Origin of the sequence: Bifidobacterium saguinibicoloris (assembly GCF_019331725.1) — a bacterium.
GTDB lineage: Bacteria > Actinomycetota > Actinomycetes > Actinomycetales > Bifidobacteriaceae > Bifidobacterium > Bifidobacterium saguinibicoloris.
The window spans coordinates 1-25,061 of record NZ_JAHBBF010000020.1; the positions used below are offsets into that span (position 1 = coordinate 1).

Genomic DNA, 25,061 nt, shown 5'->3' on the forward strand with positions numbered 1-25,061 from the left:
AGACCATACTTCGCGCCATACACGAAACCCCAGATCAACGTGGACACCACCGCCGGCACCGCATACGGCAGGAACGTCGAGATACGGAAGAACTTCGTGCCATGCAGCTTCATCGAATCCAACGCCAGAGCCATGGCGGCGGACAGGAACAGCATGATCGGCACCTGCACGCAGGTGAACAGGGCCACGCGCACCACCGACGACCAGAACTGCTGGTCCCCGAACAGTCGGACGTAGTTCTCCACGCCAACGAACCGCGTACCGCCGATCATCTGCTTCTTGAAGAAACTGATATAGATCGCGTACACGATCGGGATGATGAACACGAACACGAACACCACCGCGAACGGTCCCATGAATTTCCAACCACGCCAGTCGGCCTTGTGTTTGTTCTCACGCACCGCGGCGGTGGGCGGCATACTCATCGATTTGCTCATTCGAATCACCCTGCTTGTGTCAATCACCGGTGCGGGACGGTCGGAACCATCGATGGGGACGGTTCCGACCGTCGGTCCCGACGCCGATTCCCGGACGGACGGCTACTTGACCGTGTATCCCTGTTCCTTGGCGTAGTCGATCAGTGCGTCCTGATAGGAGGCGACGGCCTTCTTCAGCGAGGTCTCACCCTGATATGCCTTGCTGATGTAGTCGCCGAAGATCGACTGGGCGTAGGTGCTGAAGGGCAGGAATTCGTAGGAGGAGGAATCCATCTGGGCTGCGCGGGAGAGCACTTCGTTCACCTTCTGGCCGCCGAAGTACTCGTTGGTCGCGTTCTTGAATTCGTCTCCGTTGAGGATGGACTTGAGGGCCGGGAAGTTGCCGTGGTCCACGAAGATCTGCGCGCCGTCACCGTGCGTGGCGTAGTTGATGAACGCCCATGCGGCCGCCTTGTTCTTGGATTGCGAGGGGATGGTGAACACGGAGCCGCCGTCCTCGGCGTTCGTGGGATGGTCCGGATCCCACTGCGGGATGTCGGCGGCACGCCACTTGCCCTTGGCGGCGCCGGAGCTGCTTTCGAGGTTGGTGGGCATCCATGCGCCGACCGCGAGGGAGGCCGTGGTACCGTCGGAGAGGCTGCGGAACCAGTCGTCGGTCCAGTTGCGGATGCTGGTGTTGACGAGGTCCTCGTCGATGAGCTTCTGTTGGAAGTCGATGAACTTCTTCACCTGCTTGTCGCCGGTCAGATCGATGGTGAGGTTCTCCCCATCGAGTTTGAACGGCTGCGCGGCGAGCTGCCAGAGCATGGCGTTGAATTCCGAGTAACTGTCGCGGTCGCCGGCGTTGTTGGTGATGTAGTAGTCGTCGCCGAGCGCGCGGATCTTCTTCGCGTCCTCGTACCATTCGTCCCAGGTGGTGGGAGGCGTGTCGATGCCGGCCTTGGAGAAGACCTCCTCGTTGTAGAAGAACACCATCGGGCCTCCGCCGATCGGCATGCCGTAGGTGGTGCCGCCGAACTGCGCCTGACCCCAGATGCCGGGGGCGAAATCCTTTCCCATGTCGTTCGCGCCGAACTCCTTGAGATCGGAGATGCTGCCCTCCTGGGCGAACTTGGAGACGTCGGTGCTGAGCATCATGCTCACGTCAGGGGCACCCTTGCCGGCGGCAATCACGTTGTTCAACGCCTTGGAGGTGTCGGCGCCGGTGCCGGTGCTCGAATACTTCACCTTGATCTTCGGGTAGGCCTTCTCGAACGCCGCGATGGTCTCGTTCATGCCGTTGCCCCAACCCCAGATGGTGATCTCGCCGGAGGCGTCCTTCGGGTCGGTGGAGGTGGTCTCCGAGGAGGAGCCGCAGGCTCCCAGCGGAACGATCATGGCGACGGCGGCGGCCGAGGCGATCATCGTCTTCTTCATATCGAGCAACTTCATTGTTTTCTCCTTACTTGTGCCTTCACCAGCCCGCGCGAACGGAATTGATAAAAACCAACTGTGGCCATTCACAGCCGGACGTGGGTACGGAACCGTTTGGCCCGTCGGTGGCTTCCTGCTCTTCCTGTCGAGTACCGACCGCTCCATTGCTGTGATTCGGCAATCGGCTCAACGTTTCGAGTAATTCAAGTGTACGTTCGCCCCACGTTCCGTCTTTCACTTTATCTGCCTTTCGATATGCAAAAATTGCGCATCGGTTCCCAATCACCATGGTTGAAAATTGCGTCTGTCGACGTTCCTTACGACCCTTGCGTTACAACCCTTGCGGCAACATGCGCAACGGGTGATGGGGCATGCGCATATGCGCATGCCCCATCACCCGTTGCGTCATGATGAACCGGCTCCTCACACCGCTACCGGGCGGATGCCCCGCCGATCACAGCACGTGACGGTTGTTGACCTCGTCCGCGAACAGATTCGCCTGGATGTGGCTCGGGTCGAGGCCCAGGGCCTCTCCGAGCAGCCGGGCGGCCTTGTCCTTGTCGCCGTTGCCGATGTTGGCGAGGGCCATGAGGTACAGGCAGTGGATGCGGTTCATCTTCGTGTAGTCGTTCTCGAAGATGAGGAAGTCGGGCAGCGAGACGGCGAAGTAGTCGATCCTGACCTGGTCGTCGAGGTGCTGCTCGCCGTAGTCCAGCAGTCGGTAGAAGCGGGCGTTGGCCGGGCCGTCCTCGCCGAGCGCCTTATGGGCGAGACCCTGGAAGAGGATCATCTCGGCCGGCTGGTCGTTGTAGTACATCGCGCCCTTGACCTCGTCGGGGCCGATGGTGGCCCTACGGATTTCGGCCTGTGCGGCGGTCTCGTCGCCGAGGTGGCGTTCGACGACACCGAGGTAGTAGTGGATGTCGTTGTCCTTCTGGCCTTCGAGTTTGCCTTCGCCGAGGTTGTGCGGGTAGGACAGGGTACGGGTCAGCAGGTCCTTGGCGCGCGTCCAGTCGCCGGCGGCCATCGCGTCCTTGGCGAGCAGGGTCAGCGCGATGCGGTATTGCGCGGTGACTTTGCCTTCGCCGCCCTCCCACGGGTGGAAGTGGCGTCGGCTCATGAGGTCATACGCCTTGGCGTAGTTGCCGGTCTGGTTGAGCACGGTGAGATATTCGATGAACAGGTCGTCACGTTCGGCGACCACGTCGAGGTGCTTGTCGAATTCGACGAGGCGTTGGGCGTAGGTCCAGCCGACCTTGCGGTGCAGCTGGTCGAGTTCCAGGAAGACGCGTGCGTCGGATTCGTCGAGGCGGTAGGCCTCCTCGATCTCGCGGCCGGCGGAGGCGGCGTCGCCGCGCTTGTTGTAGTAGGCGAGCGCCAGATTGCGGTGCACGGTGGGGAATTCCGGGTCGAGGTCGCGTGACCGTTCCCACAGGGCGATGGCCTTCTCGGCCTGGACCTTGTCGTAGTACAGGCATCCGAGGTAGTAGGAGGCCCTGGCGCCGTTCACGGTCTCGATGGCCTTGGCCAGCGGCGCGATGTCCTCGAGCTTGTTCGGGAAGCAGTAGTCGCTGGGCGCGGCCTCGGCGGCCTCGAACGCGGCCTTGGCCTGCGTTTCGCGGCCGAGGAGGGACAGGTAGTAGCCCTCGTAATACTTGACCATCGGCTTGCTCTGGTCGGCCTCGGCGAGCAGCGTCAATGCCTCGTCGTACGCGCCAAACAGGGCGTAGTCGCGGGCGGCCTGCAGGTAGTTCTCATGGAAGCCCCGCATGAGGCCTGCGAGTTCGGCCGGGTCGGCGCCGGCGATCACGCGCTCGTTGCCGGAGACGAAGTCGAATTCGTCGACGGTGAGGTTCTCGGCGAGCGCGGCGGCCGCCTCGTCCGCGCGTCCCAGCTTGCGCAGCAGGTAGGCCTTGAGTCCGCGTGCCTTGATGTTCATCGTGTTGCGGGTCAGGGCGTTCTCCACGTATTCGAGGGCGTCGGCGTAGTCGCCTCGACGGGCGGCGATGGCGGCCATGTAGAAGAAGGCGCGCTCCTTCTGCGTGTCGTCCCAGGTCGCCTTGTAGAAGGCGTCGAACGCCTTGTCATACTCGCCCTGGTAGAAGAGGGCGAGACCGAGGTTGTAGTGCGGTTCGGAGTCGTACGGCTGGGTGTTGTGCTTGGTCAGGCGCTTGATGGCGGCGCGGAAGTGGCCCTCCGCCTCGTCGAACACGCCGCGGCGCAGCAGCAGGCGGCCGTACGCGTTGTTGATGCGGGCGTCGCCCGGATCGCGCTTCAAACCTTCGAGGTAGTACGGGTCCGGCATGTATGTGGCGTGGCGGTACTGCTCGAGGTGCAGGCCGGCGAGCAGCAGCTCCTCGTTGGTGAGGATGTCCAGCGGGTCGTCGGCGGCCTTGGCCGGCTCCGGGAGCTTCTCGATTGTCTTCGGCTGTGGGGTGTAGTCGATGAGGATGTTGCCGTCCGCGTCGGCCACGGTGGCGGTGATGTCGGTGGCGGCCGCTTCCCCGGTCTCGAATTCGGCCTTGACGATGTCGTTGGGGCTGATGCGGCCGGTGTGGGAGTACAACGTCTCGCCGTTCTTCGTGGTCACGGTGACGGTGGCGTTCTCGTATACGGAGGTGGCGTACACGGTCACGCGGCCCTGTCCCGCCTTGAGCCCCTGGGCTTCCACGCCTTCGGTCTCGCCTGCGGCGCCGAAGGTGTCGGCGGGGCCGATCTCGAGGTTGACGGCGGCCTTGATGGAGGCGTTCTTGACCTGGCCGACGGCCTTGTACGGCATGAAGTACTGGGTGAAGGTCTTGCCTTCGTACGGCTTGAGCCAGGTGAAGTCGGGCTGGTTGTCGGTGAACACGCCGGTCATGAGCTCGACATACGGGCCGTTCGCGTCGGTGAGGTTCCTGTCCCATGCCTGGCCGAAGTCGCCGTTGCCCCAGGTCCACTGCTTCTTGCCGGGGCTCACATGGTGGTCGGCCACGTGCAGGATGCCGGCGCCGACGCCGAAGTCGTAGCCACCAACGAAGTTGTAGTCGGAGTGCGCGGCCATGTAGGAGGTCGGGACCGGCACGTTCTTGTATCGGCCGATGTCGACGCCTTCGGAGTAGTCGTGCTTGTAGTAGGTGCCGGTGGCGATCGGGTAGCGGGAGACGTCGCGCTTGCCGTGGTCCATGACGGCGGTGACGTCCGGCGGCATCACGGTCTTGGTGTGCTGGTTGACGGGCACGGCCGGGTTGGCCCACCACAGGAAGGTCTGCGGCAGCGAGGTGCCGTTGTACAGCTGGGCGGAGATCTCGATGTACGCCTTGCCGGGGTGCAGGGCGATCGTGGTGATGACCTGGGTGCCGTACATCTGGTCGGTGTCGTGGCACAGGACGGCCTTGCCGCCGTCGGCGAGGTTCTCGACTTTGTAGTCGACCGGCAGGTAGGTGGTGGGACGGTGGTGCTGCGGCCAGTTGAATTCGATGCCGCCGGAGATCCACGGTCCGGTGAGGCCCACGAGGGCGGGCTTGATGACGTCGTTGCGGTAGACGAAGTCGTAGTTGTTGGTCTTGTCTTTGGCGTACTGGATGCGGCCTCCGAGTTCGGGCAGGACGGTCACCTCGAGGTATTCGTTCTCGATGATGACGGCCTTGTACTGCTTGTCGCGCTTCTCGTCGCTGATGGTCTCGATGACCGGGTATGGGTAGACGCGGCCCGAGCTGCCCTGGTAGACGCGTTTTTCGATGAATTCCGGGTTCTTGTCCGCCTTGCCGATCTCGTAGGTCGGGATCGTGATGACGGTGTCCTTGATGGTCACGGCCATGGTTCTACTCCTTCGTTGGATGCCGCAATGCAGGTCACTGCATTCGTGATGTGTTGATTGCTTGCCTCCAAGCCTAAGACCGAATCCACGCCCGCCGCACAGTTTTCCTGCTCTGAAATATGCAAAAATTGCCGTCATCGCGGAAGGTCCTGTTTCACCGCCGGTTCCGCCGCGTACCGCGGGTCTTCCACGGTCCGCAACGGTTCACGGCACCTATGGACGGCATCCGATGATGATAATTGCAGCATTCGGTGTGAAAATTGCGCTTGTCATGCGCTTGCGGGCGTCCCTCTCCCCTTGTCGCACGAAATGTGGAATAATTGCCGCATCATGCATCGCGACCAAGGGAGGAGGGACGATGAAGCCGGCGGAGAGGCATATCAGCGACGAGGGCTCGGAATTCTACATCTACACGCCCAGCAGAACGGCTGTGCGGACCTTCCTGTATCCGCTGCGTGTGGGATTGTTCCGATATGAGCCGGGGTACCGTCAGGAGCGCAGCTCGTTCGACAGCTTCCTGCTGATGGCCGTGCGCCGCGGTTCGCTCGACGTCACCACCGAGAAGGGTACGATGCACGCCGGCAAGGGCGATTTCGTGCTGTTGGACTGCTACCGGCACCATTCCTACGGCACCGATGAGGGCAGTGAGGTCCTGTGGCTGCATTTCGACGGCGTCGCCGCACGCGCGTACTTCGATCTCATCGACGACAGGCTCGGTCCGGTGTTCGCGCTCAGGGATCCGGTCTATGTGATGACGCGGCTTACGGACATCTATGACACGTTCCATGACGCCGAACGCGTGAGCGAGCCGCGCATGTCGAAGACCATCACCGACATCCTCGCCGAGTTCGCGATGGCGGCCTGTGATGGCGATGTTTCCTCCCAACGCCAGCCGCATGCGATCGAGGACGTGCTCACCTACATCTCCGGTCATCTGGGCGAGCCGTTGCCCATCGACGAACTGGCGGCGCGCGCGTTCATGAGCGAATACCATTTCATCCGCGTGTTCAAGAAGAAGACCGGGTACACGCCGCACGCCTATATCATCGACGCGCGCATGCACGCCGCGAAGTATCTGCTCATCAATTCGGACATGCCTCTGAAGCGGCTGTGCGAGGAGTGCGGGTTCACCGACACGAGCTCGTTCTGCGCGACGTTCAAGCGCAGGAACGGCGTCTCCCCCATCGAGTTCCGCAGGCGCAGCGAGGTTCGTTGACGCGGGACACGCTCCGCGTCAACGCCTTCGCCCGAGCGCGATGACGCGCCCCACGTTCTCTGCGGCGTTCGCGAGGTTCGCCGGCCCGTCCGCCAGCGCCTGTGCGAGGTCCGTCACGCCCGGCGTGATGGCGAACGCCGCGTCGATGCCGATGCCGTGCAGGGCGGCGGCGTCCACGTCGAGGGATCCGGCGAACGCGATGACGCCGATGTCCGGGTTGCCGCGGCGTACGGCCTGCGCCACGCCCATGGGCGTCTTGCCGTAGCGGGTCTGTGCGTCGATGTGTCCTTCGCCGGTGAGGCAGTAGTCGGCGTCGGCGGCCCTGTCGGCGAGCCGTGCGGTCTCGGCGACGAGGGCCGCGCCGGAACGCATCGTGGCTTGGGTGAAGGCGAGCAGTCCTGCGCCCAGTCCGCCCGCGGCGCCGGCGCCGGGTTGTCGTTCCACGTCGCGTCCGAGGCATCGTCGGATGACGTCGGCATAGTGCCGCAGGTTCCGGTCGAGCGTCTCGACCATGTCCGACGTGGCGCCTTTCTGCGGGCCGAACACGACGGAGGCCCCCGTGGGGCCGGTCAGCGGGTTGGTCACGTCGGAGGCGACGAGGATGTCCGTCGCCTTGATCCGTGGGTCGATGCCGGAGACGTCGATGCGTGCGAGACACCCGAGCGCGCCGCCGCCGCGCGGAATCGGCCGGCCTGCGGCGTCGAGGAGGCGCACGCCCAGGCTTTCCGCCATACCTGCGCCGCCGTCGTTGGTCGCCGATCCTCCGATGCCGAGGATGATGCGGCGCGCGCCGTCGTCGAGCGCGGCGCGGATGAGCTGTCCGGTCCCGTAGGTGGTGGCCGTGAGCGGGTCGAGGTCGGCGGCGTCCACATGTTGGATGCCGGACGCCTCGGCCATTTCGATGACGGCGGTGTGCCCGTCGCCGAGCATGCCGTATGTCGCGCGGATGGGTCGCTGCAGCGGGTCGAGCACGTCGGCCCCGCACAGGACGCCGCCGGTGGCGTCGACGAGCGAGGCCACGGTGCCTTCGCCGCCGTCGGCCATCGGCACCAGGTCGTATGCGGCGTCGGGAAACACGCGGGACAGGCCCTCCCGTATCGCCTCGGCGGCCTGCCGCGCGGTCATGCAGTGTTTGAACGAGTCCGGGGCGATGACGAACTTCAACGGGGCTCCCCTACCGCAGGTCGCGGAAATCGCGGATGGTGCGGTCGTACAGGCTCCGCAGGGCCGGGTCGGCGGTGACGTCGACGCGCGCGTATCCGGTGACTGCCACGACCGTGGCGCCGGCGGCGCGCGCCGCGGTGAGGCCGGGCACGGAATCCTCGAACACGACGCAACGGCGCATGAGCGCGGAGTCGACGGGAGCAATCGACAGCACGGCGCCGTCGGCGCCGGAGACGATGCCGGCGATGCGCGCTGCGGCCCAGTAGGGTTCGGGCGCGGGCTTGTGCGGCATGTCCTCCTCGCCGCTCACCGATCCGACGAACGCGCCGACCGGTGCGTGGGCGATCACGTTGTCCACGATGGGACGCGGCGATCCGGTGACCAGCACGGACGGCACGCCGGCCTCGGCCAATCCGGTCAGCACGTCGCGCACGCCGGGGATCCATGGCAGGCATTCATCCTCCATGCGCATCACGTCGGCGGTGAGGCGTGCCACAATGGCGTCATGGTCCATGCCGCTCACGCCGCGCTCGTGCAGCAGCCGCGTCACGGCGGGCAGGGATGCGCCCTGCATCGCTTCGGCGAGCGGATTGTCCCACACGCCGCCGTGCTCCTCCAACAGCGCGCGTTCGGCGCGCACCCAATACGGGTCGGAATCGATGAGCGTGCCGTCCAGATCCCAGAACACGGCCTCCGGCTTCTCGTCATGCCACCACATTTCATGCCTCCTTTGCATACCTCCCATCATGATGGCATTCGCAGGCATCGAATGCCGGAACGGCGCCCGGCGTGTCCCGGGAATCCGGATCGTCGCCGTTCCCCGGACCGGATATCCGGCATATGGACTCGCGCTCGTCTGACGAAGGCGAATTCGTCGAGGGGGGGGTGCCAAGATTGGGGCAAACCCCAAGCAATGCCGCATCAAGGATGCATTATGAATATGAAACAGGTCTCCTCTTCCAATAATCCGAAACCCAACATCGACCCCGTCACCACATCTCTTGCGTCTAAAACAGGCGGGAGTCTGCCGCCGGTCCCTCTGCCGCCTGACGCGGACGGCGAAGACAAGAAGACTGGCAGGCGTCCGAAGTGGCTGGTGCCGGCTGTCGCCGTCGTGGCGGTGGTGGCGCTTGCCGTGGGCGGCGGTCTGGGTTGGCGTGCGTGGACTGCGCATGAGCTGGAGGCGGCCAGGACGGCGTGCTTCCAGGCGGCGGACACGCTGCGCGGGCGGGTGAACGCATACAACGCGCTGGTGAACGGGGACGCGGCCCAGGCGGCTTCCATCAAGATCGCGGATGTGAAGGATGCGGGGACCGTGGACGCGCTGGCCAAGGCGCTGGCGGAGAAGACGCCCGGGTATCCGGGTTGCACGGCCGACGACAAGACGGGCCTGGACGAGGCGACCGCGACCATGGGCGAGCAGTCCGACTGGTACGGGAAGCACATGAAGAGCCTCAAGGCGGCCGTTGCGGCGGTGGATGCGTCGCACGAGGCGAAGCTTCTGGACGATGCGAGATCGGCGTTGCAGTCGAGCCTGGATGCGGGCGAGGCCAAGTACAAGGATTCGGACGGCAAAGTCCAGGATGAGAACACGCGCGCCTCGCTGCGCAGCGTGTTGGACGACGCGAAGAAGACGGTTGACGGCAAGCAGGCGGACGTAAAGGCCCTGTCGGATGCGAAGAGCAAGGTGGATGACGCGGTCAAGGCCGTGGACGCGTCCGTTAAGGCGAAGGAGGACGCGGACCGTCAGGCGGCGGAGGCCCAGGCGTCGTCCGGGGCGCGTTCCTCGTCCGGCGAGTCCACGTCCCGCAAGTCGTCGGGCGGTTCCACGTACCGGAAGTCGTCCGGTGGGTCCACGTATCGTGGGTCGTCGGGCAAGTCGTCCGGCGGATTATCCTCCGGCGGCAGCTCTTCTGGAAACTCCAATAGCGGAAACAGCAGTGGCCCTGACTGGTGGGGTGGATGTGAAGTATCTCAGTCCAATCCGTCTTGCGAATCGGACTGGATGACCCCCTGATAGACCTCTTCCTAGTCTTCTTTCCGCTTCTTGAGGGCGGCGGCACTCCCCGTGCCGTCGCCCTCTTCCCGTATCCGCCGGACGCATGCCCGGGGTCATGGCATCGTCACCGGGCTTCACTTCCGTATCTTCCTATGCGACTCCGTCTGATTCGCCCCATCGTACGATCCGCATAGACGCGGGTCGTGTCCGGCGAGTCCACGCCGGACCGGATGATTCGAAAGGAGCCGGAACCTATGGGGTTCTCATGGAAACAGGCGGCGCGCACGCTGACGGCGCTCGCGGTCGCCACCGCCACGCTCGCCGCGGGCGACGGCGGCAGCGGCTCCGGCGACGGAGGCTCTGGCAACGGAGGCGGCCAAGGCGAAGGCAAGATCAGCTGGGTGTACCAGGACTGGGGCACGCCGACCTGCTGAAGTAGCAATCGCACACCGCTTCTCCATGCCGATGCGGACCGACATCGCATTCGGCGACGGCCGACATCCCCTGCGTGCCATGAACGCCGACACGCTACCATTGTGAGCGGTAACAATCCGTTTTTCGGCGTCCGATTCGCGCGCCTGTCCACGAAGGAGTGTCACGTCATGGTTCTCAAACCCCGTACCGGCAACCAGCATTCGATCCGCAAAGGCGACTGGAGCGCCGTCGTCACCGAGCTGGGCGCGAGCCTGCGCGAGCTCAGATGGCAGGGCGAGGACATCATCGTCCCGTTCGACCCGAACAAGGTCATCCCCTGCTGCAACGGCTGGGTGCTGGCCCCGTACCCGAACCGCGTGACCGACGGCCAGTACACGTTCGACGGCGAAAGCTACCAGATGCCGATCGACGAGTTCGACCGCTCCGCCTCGCTGCACGGCTACGCGTACCGCTATATGTGGGAGCTCGAGGACCTGGGCGAAAGCCACGTCACGCTCTCCTGGCGCTCCCCCGACCTGGCCGGCTACCCGTTCGACATCACCGTCACCGCCACCTACGCGCTCGAGGAGGACGGTCTGCATGAGACGTTCACCGTCCACAACAACGACGAGGTAAGGGCTCCGTGGGCGTTCGGCATCCACCCGTGGCTCTCCAACGGCAAGACCTCCCACGGCCCCGCCATCACGCCGGACAACGAGCGGTGCCGTCTGACGCTTCCCTGCGCCACGCACGTCACCGTCGACGAGCATCTGCTGCCCACCGGCGAGGAGCCGGCCGCCGGCATCTACGACCTTCGCGACGACCCCACGCTTGAAGGACGCGGCTTCGACGACGCGTGGACGGACATCGTCGACCGCGACGCGGACGGCGGCACGTCGGCCGTGTTCACCCGTCCCGACGGCATCAAGGTGACGCTGACCGGCGACGGGACCATCAACTCGTGGCAGGTGTGCACGGGCAACGAGATCGGCGAGAAGGTGCGCCAGCCCGGTGTGGCCGTCGAGCCGATGACCGCGTACGCCGACGCGTTCCGCACCGGCAAGGACCTGGTCGTGCTGGAACCCGGCGACGACTACACGACGCGCGTCACGTTCCGGGCCGAACGGGTCTGACGCTTCCGCAGGGACCGTATGCCATGCGGCATCGGGTCCGAAGCCTGCCGGGAAATGCCGCATCGCGGCGCGCGGTTGAGAACGTCGCCGCGATGTGGCATAATGCCGAAGGCTTAATTATCTTCAGCAAAGGAGTCCATCATGGGCATGCGCGGACGTAAGCGCAAGGATCGTCGTAAGAAGGCCGCCAACCACGGCAAGCGCCCCAACGCCTGATCCCGTCGCAAGACATACGGAAACCCGCCTAGGCCTTTCGGCCGGGCGGGTTTTCTCATTGCGGGCGTCCGTACACATCCGTCCGATTGGAGCCAAGCCGCTTGGGGTGCGCGGTCACTGCCCGCAGCAATGGTCGAGGCACGCCTTGACACGCGCCTTGAGGCATTCCGGCGCCTCGTCGGGGCGCAGATACGCGCGCAGCGCGGCGATCATGGCCTGCTCCCGCTCCGAACAGCAGGTCGAGGGGTCGAAGCAGTCCCCGTCCACGGCCGGATCGTAGGAGACGGCCTCGTCCGTGTCGTCCGTGACGCGCACCTCGGTGCGACTGACCGTCCTGACCGTGCCGTCGGGCAGGGTATGCGTGATGGAGATGTGATGCACGCGTTCCACCTGTCGTCCGTTCATCGTGTCTCCTTTCCTCGTCCGGCGATGGGCGACGCCCCCGCATGGGGGCCTTTCCTCCCATTATGACCGGAAACCGCCGGTGCGGAAGGGGTTTCGGCGGACTTTGCTTTCGGTGAATCCGCGGTCTTGCCGGAACGTTCCGCGGGAAGCTTCGTCCCGTAGCCGTGCTCGCGCGCGTAGGACGCCAATTCGCGCTTGAGCTGCGTGCGCGCGCGGTTGAGCCGGCTCATGACGGTGCCGATCTTCACGCCCTGCTCGTCGGCGACCTGCTGGTACGACTTGCCGTCGATGGCCGCGTCGATGAACACCTGCCGGCGTTCCGGCGACAGCTTCGCCAACGCGTCCATGATCTCCTCGGGGGCGAACGCGTCGAGATACTCGTCCTCGGCGGATTTGAGTGCATCCGGGGAATGCTCCGACGCCGCGTACAGGTCCCAGTCGTCGTATTCGCCGTCGGCGTCGTTGGCGCGTTGTGGGCGCCGCTTGGCCTTCGCGTACTGGTTGAAGTAGGTGTTGCGTTCGATGGTGGTCATCCACGCCTCGAAGTTGGTGCCCGGCTGGAACGAATCGAACGCCTTGAACCCCTTCTCGAACGTGTCCTGCACCAGGTCCTGGGCGTCGTCCGGATTGTTCGTCAGACGCATCGCCCGCCGGTACAGCGCGTCGAGCGCTGGCATGGCGAGCCGTTCGAAGCGCGCGCGCTTCTCGGCGAGTGTCTCGGTCTGTGGGGTGGTCACGGTTGCCCATTGTAGCCACCGGACGCCGCGCCGGCGTCCGGGACGGGATGCGCTGCCGGTATGCTTACCGAACGGACACCTCCCATACAGGAAACTCCCGGTTTCGTCCGTCATCGTATACCCGTTCCGTCATCACGCATCATCCGTTCCCCGAAAGGACCTCTCATGGCTTTGACCTTGGATTCGGCCGCCTCCCTGCTCGAACGCCACCACCTGCTGCGCGAGGTGATCCATGGCGGCGAGTGGACGAGGACCGTCGACGGCATCGCGGACGCGGACAAGGCGTTCGCCGCCATCACCTACGACACCCGCAGCGTGGAGCCCGGCGCCCTGCTCGTCTGCAAGGGCCGGTTCAAGCCCGAATTCCTCGACGGCTGCGATGCGAAGGGCCTCGCCGCCTACGTGGCGGAGACCGACATGTCCGAGCACACCGCCGTGCCGGGGCTCATCGTCGACGACGCGCGCAAGGCCCTCGCCCTGCTCGCCGCCGAATTCTACGGACGTCCGCAGGACGAGCTCACCGTCATCGGCATCACCGGCACCAAAGGCAAGACCACCACCGCCTACTTCACGCAGGCCATCATCAACGCGTATTCGGGCGGACGCTGCGCCCTCTTCTCCTCCGTGGACAACTGCCTGGACGGCCGCACGTACGAGGAATCGGACCTCACCACGCCGGAATCCCTCGACGCGTTCCGCATGATGCGCGAAGCCGTCTCCAACGGCATGCGCTACCTCGTCATGGAGGTCAGCTCCCAGGCGTACAAGGTGCATCGCGTGTACGGGCTCACGTTCGACGTGGGCGCGTTCCTCAACATCTCCCCCGACCACATCAGCCCCATCGAACACCCCACGCTCGAGGACTACCTGTACTGCAAGCGCCGGATCGCGTACAACAGCCGCGCGCTCGTGCTCAACGCCGACGCCGCGCACGCCGACCTGCTGCGCGAGGACGCGGCCGCGGCCGGCATCCCCGTCACCACGTTCCGTCTGCTCGCCGACGAGCCGGCCGACGACGACGCACGCACCGCCGACGTCACCGGCGTGCCGGCCGACGCCGCGCACGACCACTACCGGTTCGCCCTGGACGGCGCCGACCTGGGCGACTACCGACTGCATCTGGTCGGCGACTTCAACTACGCGAACGCGCTCGCCGCGATCGCCCTCGCGCACGCCGCCGGCGTGCCCGCAGACGCCACGGACGCGCTGCACGCCATGGAGCCGACGCGCGTGTCCGGCCGCATGGAACTCACCGAAGACCCGGCGACCGACACGCACGTCATCGTCGACTACGCACACAACTACACGTCCGTCAAGGCGCTCCTCGACTTCGTCGCAGCGCGGTACGGCGACCGGAACCCGTACATCACGCTCGTGGCCGGTTCGGCCGGCAACAAGGCGTACGACAGGCGCAAGGAGATCGTCGACGCGGCGCAGGAGCGCATCGCGCGCTTCGTGTTCACCGCCGAGGACACGGACACCGAACCGTACGAGGACATCTGCCGCGACATGATGTCCAACGTGACGAACCCGGACGTGAAGGCGGACGTCATCGTCGACCGCGTCCAGGCCATCGCCGACGCCCTCGCGGACGCGCGCTCCCACCCGGACCGCACGGACGTCACGCTCATCATCGGCAAGGGCCACGAACGCTGGATCAAGGACCTCAACCGGCACGTGCCGTACGAGGGCGACGACCATGTCGTGCAGCGTCTCCTCGACGAACGCTGACCGGCGCGGGAGAACGGGGAACCGGCGCCGACGGAACGCATTGGATTGAGCACGGCGCCGGAGTAGTATCGGTGGGGCGCGCGAAACCCGCGCCGCCGAAGAAACAAGGGAGAGCCACATGTCCACCACGACTTCGCCGCTGAGCCTCGCCTCCGTGGCCAAGCTGCTGGAAGAACACCATCTGCTGCGCGAGATCGTCGCCGGCGACCATTGGACCATCGACGCCGACACGGTGCCCGGCGCCCACGATCCGATCCCGTCCATCACCTACGACACCCGCGAGGTGAAACCCGGATCGCTGCTGTTCATCAAGGGACGGTTCAAGCCCGAATTCCTCGACGGCATCGACGACAAGGGACTCGCCGTGTACGTGGCCGAGACCGAATACTCCGACCGCACGAAGGCGCCCGGCCTCATCGTGGACAACGTACACCGGGCCATGAGCCTCATCGCCGCCGAATACTTCGGACACCCGGAACGCGAACTCACCATGGTGGGCATCACCGGCACCAAGGGCAAGACCACCACCGACTACTACACGCACGCCATCCTCAACGCGTACACGCACGGCCACGCCGCCATGATGAGCTCCATCGCCGTGTGCCTCGACGGCAAGACCTTCGAGCCCTCGAAGCTCACCACGCCGGAGCCGCTGGACGCGTTCCGCATGCTGCGCGAGGCCGCGGACAACGGCATGACGCATCTGGTCATGGAGATCAGCTCCCAGGCGTACAAGATCCAGCGCATCTACGGGCTCACGTTCGACGTGGGCGCGTTCCTCAACATCTCCCCCGACCACATCAGCCCCATCGAACACCCCACGTTCGAGGACTACTTCCACTGCAAGAGGCAGATCATCGCGAACTCCCGCGCCATGGTGATCGGCGCCGACTCCGCCCACATCGGCCTGCTGCGCGAGGACGCCGCCGCCCACGGCGCGCCCGTCACCACGTTCGCCATGCACGATCCGGCCGCGGGCCTGCACACGCCGGCCGACGTGGTCGTGGCCGCCGACCCGCGCCGCAAGACCGGGTTCATCGCCGCCTGCGGCGACGAGGCGCGCCCGTTCGAGCTCGACATGCTCGGCGAATTCAACTTCCTCAACGCCGCCGCGGCCATCGCCATCGCCATGAAGGCCGGCGTGCCGTTCGACAGCGACGCGCTCGCCGCGATCGAGCACGTGCAGGTGCCGGGCCGCATGGAACGCTTCATCGGCGGCGACGACCTGCACGTGTACGTGGACTTCGCGCACAACTACATGTCCACCAAGGCGCTCGTCGACGAGATGATCCGCGTGTACGGCGAACGGAACCCGCGCATCACGCTCGTCTCCGGCACCACCGGAGGCAAGGCCATCGACCGCCGCGAAGGCATCGTCAAGGGCGCGCTGGGCCGCGCCGAATCGTTCATCTTCACGCTCGACGACCCGAACTTCGAGGACCCACGCAAGATCTGCGAGGAGATGGCCTCGTTCGTGCCGGACGACGGCAAGCAGACCGTGCAGATCATCGTGCCGCGTGAGGAGGCCATCGTGACCGCCATCGCACAGGCGAAGGAGTCCACCGAACACGACGGACGCTTCAACATCGTCCTCGTCATCGGCAAGGGCCATGAAACCCGCAACATCATCAACGGCAAGCACGTCTGGTGGCCGGGCGACGCCGTCATCGTGCGCCGCGAACTCGGCCTGGACGACGCGTCGTCGCAGACCGCATCGCAGACCACGCAGCAGCCGCAGGCGTGACGGCCGACACAGCACCGGCACAACGCATCAGTACAATGAGGCAACCATGAACCCACATACGCTCATCAAATCCGAACGGGACGTGTCCACCTACCTGCAGCCGGTCGTGCTCGGCGCGGACACGCTCTCCTACTCCTACGCCCGCTGCTTCCACGAGGCGTACGGCGTCAACAGCATCGTGATCGGCACCGCCGACCAGAAGTTCGTCTCCTCCAGCCGCTTCGTCGACTACCGCATGGTGCCGCACGCGGACCAGGAGGCCACCATGCTCGACTACCTCGACACGCTCGGCCGCGAGCTCGAAGGCAAGAAGGTGCCGATCCTCGTCGGCTGCGGCGACTGGTACGCGCGCATCTTCTCCCAGAACAAGCAGCGTCTCGAACGCTACTTCGTCGTGCCGTACATCGACTTCGACCTGCTGGACCGCATCACGCAGAAGGGCGAGTTCTACCGCATCTGCGAGAAGCTCGGCATCCCCTACCCCAAGACGTGGAGCTTCGACTGCTCCGACCCGAACGTGAGGATCCCGGTGGACGAGTTCACCTACCCGGTCATCGCCAAGCCCTCGAACTCGGCGCGCTACCACTACGCCGAATTCCCCGGCAAGGAGAAGGTCTTCACCATCGAGACCCCTGAGAAGCTCGAATACGTGTTCACCGAACTCCAGAAGTCCGTGTACGACAAGGACCTCATCGTCCAGGACTGCGTGCCCGGCGACGATGCGCACCTCAGGTCCATCACCTGCTTCTCCGACAAGGACGGCAACGTGCTGGTCTCCTGCATCGGGCAGGTGCTCCTGCAGGACCACCACCCCACCGCCATCGGCAACCCGGTGTGCATCATCGACGACAAGCAGCCCGACGTGGTGGCCCAAGCGGCGAAGTTCCTCAAGGAGACCCACTACGAGGGCTTCTCCAACTTCGACGCGAAATACGACGAACGCGACGGCACCTACAAGTTCTTCGAGGTGAACACGCGTCCCGGACGCAACACCTACTACCTGACGCTCGCCGGCGTGAACTTCGTCACCCTGTTCGTCGACCACTATGTGCTCGGCAAGACCATCGAGCCGCGCGTGGCCGACAAGGACTTCCTCTTCCAGATGGTGCCGAAGTCCGTCATCAAGCGCTACGTGGCCGAGCCGGAACGCTCCCGCGCGCTCACCCGCATCAAGGCCGGCGACGCCGGATGCCCGCTGTTCTACCGCAAGGACACGCTCGCGCACCTGTTCTGGTCGGCGATCAACTACTTCCACCAGATCACCAAGTTCCGCAAGTACCTCGGCAAGCCGCAGCACTGACCGGGCATTCCGCGGTTCACACGCAGCTTCCCCTACACATAAAGACGAGGCTTCCGATGAGGAAGCCTCGTCTCGTCATCGGCGCAGTTTCTGGCTCACCACGGCGGTGACGCCGTCGGCGCGCATCGTGACGCCGTAGAGCGCGTCGGCGATCGCCATGGTGCGCTGCTGGTGGGTGATGACGATGAGCTGGGCGTGCTCGCGCAGCCCTTCGATCGCGTCGAGCAGACGCGTGAGGTTCACGTCGTCGAGCGCGGCCTCCACCTCGTCCATCACGTAGAACGGGCTGGGACGCGCGGTGAAGATCGCGAACAGCAGGGCCAACGCGGTCAGGGAGCGTTCGCCGCCGGACAGCAGGCTCAGCTGCTTCACGCGTTTGCCCGCCGGGCTCGCCTCGACGATCACGCCGGTGGAGAGCATGTCGTCCGGGTTCTCGAGCCGCAGCCGGCCGGTGCCGCCCGGGAACAGGGTGGCGAACACCTGTTCGAACGCCTTGGCGGTGTCTTCGAACGCGGTGCGGAACACGTCCACCATGGTGGCGTCGAGGTCCTTGACGAGACGCATGAGGTCCTCACGCGAACGCATGATGTCGTCGCGCTGGTCGTTGAGGTATTTGTTGCGCGCGGTAAGCGCCTCGTATTCCTCGGTGGCCAGCGGGTTCACCTTGCCAAGTCTGGCGAGGTCGCGCTGCGCCTTCTCCAGCCGTTTGGTCTGCTCCTCGCGCACGTAGGGCACGGTCCGGTATGCGGTCGCGTCCGCAGGCGCATCCGCGTCCGGTCGTTTCGCGGTCTCCCCGTCCGACGTCTTCTCTTCCGGTTCCGTTTCGGGCTCCGTCTCCGCTTCCGTCTCCAGCGGGATCGGGTTGCCGTCGTCGTCCAGCACCGGCACCGGCTTGTCCGGTCCGTAGGATTCGACGAGCGCGTCCACGTCCATGCCGAGCTCGTCGCCCGCTTTGCGGACGACTTGTTCGTATTCGGCGGCGATACGCTCCCGTTCCACGTCGAGCGCATGCTCACGCCCGGACAGCTCCCCCACGGTTGGTTCGACGGCGGCGCGGCGCGTGCGCAGCGTCCTGAGTTCCTCGTCATGGCCGGAGAGCTCCGACCGGAGTCGTTCGCGTTCCTCCACGGTCTTCGAGATGGCCTCTTCGACCATGTGCGACGCCGCGCGCGCGTCCGCGGCGACGGCCACGGCCCGGGCCGCCTGGTCGCGAAGCCGCGCGTTCGATTCCTCGATGCGGGCGCGCCGCTCCCTCGCCTCCTTCGCGTTGCCGCGAAGCAGCGCCGCCTGCCTGCGCAATGATTCGGCCTTCCGGTCCGCTTCGGTCCACGCGATCTTCGTGGCGACCTCCTGGTCGCGCGCGGTGGACAGCGCCGTTTCAAGCTCGCGTTCCCGTGCGGACAGCTCGTCGGGGTCGGTGTCGCCGTGTTCGGCGTGTTCGGCCGCGTGCAGCGACTGCCGAAGGTCGGCGAGTTTGCCGCGATGCGTGTCGACGTCCTCCTTCGCCTTGGCGAGACGTTCGTCGAACTGTCCGAGTCGCCGTTCGGCGTCGTCGACGCGACGCCGCGCATCCTTGAGGGCCTTCGCCGCCTGTTCGGCCTTGAGACGCGCCTCGGTGCGTCTGCGGGAGGCTTCGTCAACCTGCCGCGCGGCTTGGTCGCACGCGGTCTTTGCCGCGGCGACGTCGGCGTCCGCCTGCACGGCCTGCCGTTCGAGCGCGGCGACGTCGTGCAGCGCCTTGTCGCGTCGGGCGGCGAGCGATAGATCGCTTTGCGTCGTCACGGAACCGCCCACGGCGGCGACCGACGCCGTGAACAGCTCCCCCGCATGGGTGGCCGCGCGCGCGGCGAGCCGTTCGGTCACGATGCGCTGCGCCTCGTCGGCGGTGTCCGCGACGGCGGTGTCCGCGACGAGCGTGCGCACCGTCGCCGCGACGCGGGCCGCCTGCACGGCGTCGGCGGCGTCGGGGTTCGCGTCGACGTACGTCGACAGCATGGCGACGTCGCCGTTTCCGGCACCGTCGACGGATGCGTCGCCCGCCGACGTGACGTCCCCGTCGTCGGAGACTTCGGCTGCGTCACCGGTTCCGTCCAATCGGACGACGACGGCCTGGCCGAGACGCTCCTCGCGGGCGTGTTCCAACGCGTGCAGCATGTTGCTCGCCTCCGGCACGACGACGGCGTTCGCGTAGACGCCGAGCGCTCTGGCGACGGCCTCCTCCCAGCCGTCACGCACGTGGATGAAGTCGGCGAGGCGTCCGAGCGCGCAGGTGTCGTCGTCCGCTTCGAGCATGCCGGATGCGTTGCGGCCGGACAGCGTGTCCTGCAGCGCGTCGGCCTTGGCCTTGAGCGAGATGATCTTCGACCGGATGGCCCGTTGCGCGTCGAGGGCCGCGTTCAGGGCGTCGCGGCGTTCGGCGAGCAGGGACCGTGCCTCGTCGAGTTCCCGTCCGTCGTCCGGAACCGTTTCGGCTTCGTCCTGCAGGCGCAGCCGTTGCGCGCGCGCCTCCTCGAGCTGCCCGCGGAACGCCGCACGCTGGTCGTTCAGGTCCGCGATGCGGCGTTCCTCCGATTGCACAGCCGTTTCCTCACGTGCTACGAGCTCACGCAGGCGTGCGATGCGCGCGTCCCGTTCGCGGGTCGTTCTGCGCAGTTCGGCGAGCGTCTGCCGGATGGACGCCAGACGTTTCTCGTCGCCGGCGCGCCGTTCGGTGGCCTGGTCGAGCGCGAGTCTCATGTCGTTCGCCGTGGCCGTCTGCGTTGCGGTCTGTCGTTCGAGTTCGGCGGCGCGGTTGTCGAGCAGGTCCGGGTCCTCACCGGGGTTCGTCACGACGCGGCCGAGCAGGGAGCGTCCGCGCTCGTCGGCGATCGAGGCGAGCGAATCGAACCGTTCGCGCAGCTGGCTGAGCGAGCGCCACGTCTGGTTGACCTTGTCGATGGCCGGATTGGATCTGCCGACCTGCGTTTCCACCTGTTCGATGCGGATGTTGGTCTGGGCGAGCTCCCGTCGCGCCTTGGCGAGGTCGCCTCTCACAGCGGCGAGTTCGGCGCGGTTGCGGTCGCGACGCCGCATGGCGTCGACGGCGTCGTCGGCGTAGATGCGGGACCGTGCGTCGCGCAGCGAGACCTGGATGGCGTCGGCCCGCCGGGAGATGCGGGCCTGCCTGCCGAGCGGGCCGAGCTGGCGGCGGATCTCCCCGAGCAAATCGTCCAGGCGTTCGAGGTTGGTCTGCGTGTTGGCGAGCTTGCGCTGCGCCCGCTCCTTGCGCTTGCGGTGCTTGAGGATGCCTGCGGCCTCCTCGATGAACGCGCGGTGTCCGGCGGGGTCGGCCCTGAGGATCGAGTCGAGCCTGCCCTGACCGACGATCACGTGCATCTGCTGGCCGAGACCCGTGTCGCTCAGCAGCTCCTGGATGTCGAGCAGACGGCAGGGGCTGCCGTTGATCGCGTATTCGGAGCCGCCGTTGCGGAAGATGGTGCGGGATATGGTGACTTCCGTGTAGTCGATGTCGAGCGCGCGGTCGGTGTTGTCGATGGTGAGCGACACCTGCGCGCGGCCGAGCGGCGGCCGGGAGGATGTGCCCGCGAAGATCACGTCCTCCATGTTGGAGCCGCGCAGGTTCCTGGCGCCCTGCTCGCCCATCACCCAGGTCAGGGCGTCCACGATGTTCGATTTGCCGGACCCGTTCGGTCCGACCACGGCGGTGATGCCGGGTTCGAAGCGCAACATGGTGGCGGATGCGAACGATTTGAATCCGCGGAGCGTCAGTTCCTTGAGATACACCTGGCCGTCGTCCTCCGTCCCGTCACTCGACGTCGGCGGCGGGGCCCACGCCGGTTGCGCCGGTTGCGCCGGCGGTTTCGGTGTCGTCGGCATCCTCGACGTCTTCGTCGTCCTCGCGACGCTCCGGTTCGACGACGGGCTGGTGGATGCCCATGGCCTTCTTCATGACGGGGCTGGCATGCTCCTCGAGCATGGTGCGCGCGTCGCCTGCGGTGACGAAGCTGCCGCAGATGAGCACGCCGTGACCATAGCCGACGCCGAGGTCGTCGGCCTCGTCGACGAGGTTCACGGCGGTCTGGATGGCGTCCGGCAGTTCCGGCTCCTTGATGACGCGGTCGCGGCCGAACACCTCGACGGCGATCTTCTCGAGCTCGTCCGCGGGCATGACGCGGTCACGCCAGGAGTTCTCGGTGACGACCACCTGGCTCAGGATCGGCTCGAGCACGCCGAGGTACTCCTCGACCTGCTTGTCCTCCATCATGGCGATGACTCCGACGAGCTGTTCGAAGTGGTAGTTCTCCTCGATGGCGGCACGCAGGGATTCGGCGGCGTTCACGTTGTGTCCGCCGTCCACGATGATGGTGGGCGAAGTGCGGATCTGCTCGATGCGTCCGGGAATCTTCACTCCGGAGAGCGCCTCGGCGACTATGTCACCGTCCAGCGCGCCGGAGACGGGAATGACGGCCTCGCAGGCGGCGAGCGCGGCGAGCGCGTTGTGCGCCTGGTGTTCGCCGAACTTGGCGATGGGCACTTCCGTGTAGGTGCCGAGCGGCGTGGCGAGCGTGGCGACCTGTCCGCCGACGGCGGGCATGCGGCTGACGACCTCCATCTCCTGCCCGTCGCGCACCAGCTTGGCGTGGTTGCGTTCGGCGGCGGCCTCGAGGATGGGCATGACGGCTTCGGCGTGCGGCTGCGGGCCGATGATGGCGGTGCAGTCCGGCTTGATGATGCCGGCCTTCTCGGTGGCGATCTGCTCGACGGTGTCGCCGAGCCACTTCATGTGGTCCATGTCGACGGGGCCGATGATGGCGGCGTCGGCGTCGAGCACGTTGGTGGCGTCCCATGCGCCGCCCATGCCGACCTCCACGACGGCCACGTCGACGGGCGCGTCGGCGAACTTCCAGATGGCCATGGCGGTGAGCACCTCGAAGAAGCTCATGCGCGGCTTGCCCTGTTCGGTCATCTTCGCGTCGACCATGGCGACGAGGTCCTTGATCTGGTCCCATGCATCGATGAAGTCATCGTCGGACAGCTGCTGGCCGTCGATGGCGATGCGTTCATTGACCTTCTCCAGATGCGGGGACGTGTAGAGTCCGGTGCGCATGCCGTAGGCGCGGCAGATGGCCTCGGCCATGCGGGCGGTGGACCCCTTGCCGTTGGTGCCGGTCACGTGGATCACGCGGAACGACTCCTCCGGGTGTCCCAGCAGGTCGAGCATGAGGTTCATGCGGTCCAGGTCGAGGTTGGTGGTGTTGTGTTCGGGGGGACGGCTCATGATGTCCAGTTCGACGTCCCTGATCGATTCGTTGTTCCTGTTCGGATGCTCGAATGACATGGTTCCTGTGCTCCTGCTCGTTCTTCCGTGCCGTTGCCGTGCCGCGGCCGGCATGTTCGCCGGGATTCCGTCTACGGTAGTCGGTTTCCCGGGCGGGGTTCCTCCCGCTGGGGGTTCCCGTCCGGGCGATTCCTGTCCGCAGGCGGCCAATCGGCCCCGCATGCCCACAAACTCCACAATGATAGCCGACCCCCTGCCGTCGTGCGGATTCCCTACGGACGTTCATCGCAGGGCGCACCGGCATCGTGGTCGCGTCGTTTCGCGCCGGCGGCGTCGTTTGTGTGCCATCGGTATCGCGCACGCGCCATCGGCGTCGTATGTGTGCCATTCACCGGCTGGAGACGACGCTAAGAGGCCTTCCAGCGTCGGCGCCGCGCCAACCGTGGCATGGAACCGACGCCAAACGCCTTCAAACGTCGCTTTCTGGCCAGCCATGGCACGGTAACGACGCTGAGCGGCCTCCAGGCGGCGGAACCGTGCCATCCTTGGCCAGGAACCGACGCGAAAGGCATGCCGCCGACGGTACCCGATACGACCTCGACGGAATCGGCTCATTATCGGATACACCGAATCCTGCCTAGGCACGGATGAAAGCCGCCTGAAATCCGGCGGCATCACGGTTATCCACATCCGACGTCTCATCCGCGAATCGGCTTGATTCCAACGATTTCCGTATCAGACACGCCGGGAGAGAGGGCTCCGACCACATCCGCCGGGAAAACAACATCCGTCATATCGGAATGATCTACGCTCGAAGCATGAGAGCACACAGGACCCTGACGAAGCTGATGGCCGACGCGCAACGCGAAGGCAGATGCGCGTATTCCCACGACGCCGCCGAGCAAGCGGCGCTGCGCAGACGCGCCCGGTCCGGAGACTTCGTGCGCGTCTATCCGGGAATCCCGTCACTGTATGCCGAAACGGCATATTGGAGCGGGCTGAAGCCTCCGGCACGCACGATGCATATCGCACGGTCGCTCGCACAGGTCCACCGCACATGGGTGTTCGGCGGCCTGGTAGCCGCGGTCTCCTACGGATTCGAACATCAATGGTGCCTTCACGATGGATCGGTGACGGTCGCCACGTCGGATCACGGCACGCATCGTCCCAACAGCCGCCACCTGAAACGTGTCTATGTGCCGAAGTCGTCCATGGTGCAGGTCGAGCATGAGAAGTCGGGGCTGCTTCTGCTGCCGCGCGCCATGACGCTGCTCGACTGCGCCGCCTCATATGAATTCCGTTTCGCGCTGCCGTTCTTCGACTCGGCGTTCGACAAAGGAATCACCACGGAGGATGTACTCGATGCAAGCGGTCGGATGCACACCGATCAAGCGACGACTCTGAGGCTGCTCCGACATGCGGATGCGAACAGCGAGAACGGCGGCGAATCGTTGGCGCGCGGGACGATGATCGAGGAGCGGTTCCCCACGCCACGACTTCAGGTACCGGTGCGTGATCCGCAATCCGGAGCGGAGTATCGTGCCGATTTCGTCTGGACGTTGGCCGACGGCACGGTGGTCGTCGGCGAATATGACGGCACACGCAAATACATCGATCCCGACATGACCGACAATCGCGGCGTGCAGGAGATGGTGGCGCGGGAACGCCGGCGGGATGAGGCTCTGAAACGTGCCGGCGCGCGCGAAATCGTCCATTTCTCCTATGACGACGTCATCAAGAGAGTCCCGCTGACGATGAAGCTGCTCAAAGCCGGAATCCCCCGCGGGAACGGCCCATGACGTACGTCCGCGCCTTCGCACCGACGCGAAGGGCATGCCGCCACGCGAGGGCTGATTTGACGGGAACGTCAGGACGGTCATATGGTGAATCCCGTTATGATTCGATACGCCATGTTCGATTGCGCCGGCGAGGAAGGCCGCGCGTTGCGACAGCAGATTGGGCTGCTGCCGCCGCTCGAACATGCCCTTGACGAGAAACGTCAATGGAAGGGGCTCCTGGCCGGGCTTTCCTCCACCACCACGCTCCCCCGCTGAAACCCGCATAACCGAATCATT

Annotated in this window: 19 protein-coding genes; 10 read left to right on the forward strand and 9 right to left on the reverse strand. The window is 65.6% G+C overall.

Annotated features, from left to right (window positions below):
- From KIH78_RS09665 to KIH78_RS09675, 3 genes are all read right to left on the reverse strand, one after another.
- Positions 1-437, reverse strand: a 437-nt coding sequence (locus KIH78_RS09665; protein WP_420830155.1) for a carbohydrate ABC transporter permease, incomplete at its 3' end; no start/stop codon positions are given.
- A 102-nt stretch (positions 438-539) separates the two neighbouring features.
- Positions 540-1,868: an ABC transporter substrate-binding protein gene (locus tag KIH78_RS09670; RefSeq protein WP_236034569.1), complete on the reverse strand. Its 1,329-nt coding sequence runs from the start codon at positions 1,866-1,868 to the stop codon at positions 540-542.
- A gap of 436 nt (positions 1,869-2,304) precedes the next feature.
- Entirely contained in the window at positions 2,305-5,649 is a 3,345-nt protein-coding gene (locus KIH78_RS09675) for a tetratricopeptide repeat protein (protein WP_219132182.1), read from the reverse strand.
- Between the two features lie 358 nt (positions 5,650-6,007).
- Between KIH78_RS09675 and KIH78_RS09680 the strand changes: the two genes are divergently transcribed.
- Positions 6,008-6,865 (forward strand): AraC family transcriptional regulator, encoded by an 858-nt coding sequence (locus tag KIH78_RS09680; protein WP_219132183.1) that lies wholly within the window; start codon positions 6,008-6,010, stop codon positions 6,863-6,865.
- A gap of 18 nt (positions 6,866-6,883) precedes the next feature.
- Here KIH78_RS09680 and KIH78_RS09685 read toward each other — a convergent pair whose 3' ends face one another.
- Positions 6,884-8,029 (reverse strand): glycerate kinase, encoded by a 1,146-nt coding sequence (locus KIH78_RS09685; protein WP_219132184.1) that lies wholly within the window; start codon positions 8,027-8,029, stop codon positions 6,884-6,886.
- A 10-nt stretch (positions 8,030-8,039) separates the two neighbouring features.
- Positions 8,040-8,747, reverse strand: coding sequence for an HAD family hydrolase (locus KIH78_RS09690; protein ID WP_219132185.1), 708 nt, complete (start codon positions 8,745-8,747; stop codon positions 8,040-8,042).
- A gap of 216 nt (positions 8,748-8,963) precedes the next feature.
- On the opposite strand from KIH78_RS09690, the gene KIH78_RS09695 reads away from it, so the two are divergent.
- The 4 genes from KIH78_RS09695 to KIH78_RS10895 all read left to right on the forward strand — a co-directional run bounded on the left by KIH78_RS09695 (position 8,964) and on the right by KIH78_RS10895 (position 11,791).
- Positions 8,964-10,046 (forward strand): colicin transporter, encoded by a 1,083-nt coding sequence (locus KIH78_RS09695; RefSeq protein ID WP_219132186.1) that lies wholly within the window; start codon positions 8,964-8,966, stop codon positions 10,044-10,046.
- Between the two features lie 236 nt (positions 10,047-10,282).
- On the forward strand, positions 10,283-10,462 hold the full coding sequence (locus KIH78_RS09700; RefSeq protein WP_219132187.1) for a hypothetical protein: 180 nt from the start codon (positions 10,283-10,285) through the stop codon (positions 10,460-10,462).
- A 168-nt stretch (positions 10,463-10,630) separates the two neighbouring features.
- A complete protein-coding gene (locus KIH78_RS09705; protein ID WP_219132188.1) occupies positions 10,631-11,575 on the forward strand; it encodes an aldose 1-epimerase family protein in 945 nt (314 codons plus the stop codon).
- Between the two features lie 141 nt (positions 11,576-11,716).
- Positions 11,717-11,791, forward strand: a complete 75-nt coding sequence (locus KIH78_RS10895; protein WP_003817083.1) for a 50S ribosomal protein bL37 — start codon at positions 11,717-11,719, stop codon at positions 11,789-11,791.
- A 114-nt stretch (positions 11,792-11,905) separates the two neighbouring features.
- Here KIH78_RS10895 and KIH78_RS09710 read toward each other — a convergent pair whose 3' ends face one another.
- The gene (locus tag KIH78_RS09710; RefSeq protein ID WP_214312938.1) at positions 11,906-12,196 is read right to left on the reverse strand and encodes a hypothetical protein; all 291 of its coding nucleotides are present in this window, start codon (positions 12,194-12,196) and stop codon (positions 11,906-11,908) included.
- Complete coding sequence (locus KIH78_RS10680; RefSeq protein ID WP_338024141.1) at positions 12,193-12,873, reverse strand: sigma-70 family RNA polymerase sigma factor; 681 nt, start codon at positions 12,871-12,873, stop codon at positions 12,193-12,195. Before KIH78_RS10680 ends, KIH78_RS09710 begins: the two co-directional genes overlap by 4 nt.
- A 225-nt stretch (positions 12,874-13,098) precedes the next feature.
- On the opposite strand from KIH78_RS10680, the gene KIH78_RS09720 reads away from it, so the two are divergent.
- From KIH78_RS09720 to KIH78_RS09730, 3 genes are all read left to right on the forward strand, one after another.
- Positions 13,099-14,664 carry a UDP-N-acetylmuramoyl-L-alanyl-D-glutamate--2,6-diaminopimelate ligase gene (locus KIH78_RS09720; protein ID WP_219132190.1) on the forward strand — a complete coding sequence of 522 codons (1,566 nt, stop codon included), beginning with the start codon at positions 13,099-13,101 and terminating at the stop codon, positions 14,662-14,664.
- Positions 14,665-14,782: 118 nt separating this feature from the next.
- Positions 14,783-16,408, forward strand: a complete 1,626-nt coding sequence (locus KIH78_RS09725) for a UDP-N-acetylmuramoyl-L-alanyl-D-glutamate--2,6-diaminopimelate ligase (protein WP_219132191.1) — start codon at positions 14,783-14,785, stop codon at positions 16,406-16,408.
- Positions 16,409-16,454: 46 nt separating this feature from the next.
- A complete protein-coding gene (locus KIH78_RS09730; RefSeq protein ID WP_219132192.1) occupies positions 16,455-17,708 on the forward strand; it encodes a carboxylate--amine ligase in 1,254 nt (417 codons plus the stop codon).
- A 75-nt stretch (positions 17,709-17,783) separates the two neighbouring features.
- Here KIH78_RS09730 and smc read toward each other — a convergent pair whose 3' ends face one another.
- Together smc and KIH78_RS09740 are read right to left on the reverse strand one after the other, a co-directional pair.
- Positions 17,784-21,491: a chromosome segregation protein SMC gene (smc, locus tag KIH78_RS09735; protein ID WP_219132193.1), complete on the reverse strand. Its 3,708-nt coding sequence runs from the start codon at positions 21,489-21,491 to the stop codon at positions 17,784-17,786.
- Positions 21,492-21,513: 22 nt separating this feature from the next.
- The gene (locus KIH78_RS09740) at positions 21,514-23,046 is read right to left on the reverse strand and encodes a bifunctional folylpolyglutamate synthase/dihydrofolate synthase (RefSeq protein ID WP_219132194.1); all 1,533 of its coding nucleotides are present in this window, start codon (positions 23,044-23,046) and stop codon (positions 21,514-21,516) included.
- Positions 23,047-23,834: 788 nt separating this feature from the next.
- Between KIH78_RS09740 and KIH78_RS09745 the strand changes: the two genes are divergently transcribed.
- Both KIH78_RS09745 and KIH78_RS09750 read left to right on the forward strand, forming a co-directional pair.
- A complete protein-coding gene (locus tag KIH78_RS09745) occupies positions 23,835-24,785 on the forward strand; it encodes a hypothetical protein (RefSeq protein WP_236034570.1) in 951 nt (316 codons plus the stop codon).
- A 96-nt stretch (positions 24,786-24,881) separates the two neighbouring features.
- Positions 24,882-25,040: a hypothetical protein gene (locus KIH78_RS09750; protein ID WP_219132195.1), complete on the forward strand. Its 159-nt coding sequence runs from the start codon at positions 24,882-24,884 to the stop codon at positions 25,038-25,040.
- Positions 25,041-25,061 lie beyond the last annotated feature (21 nt).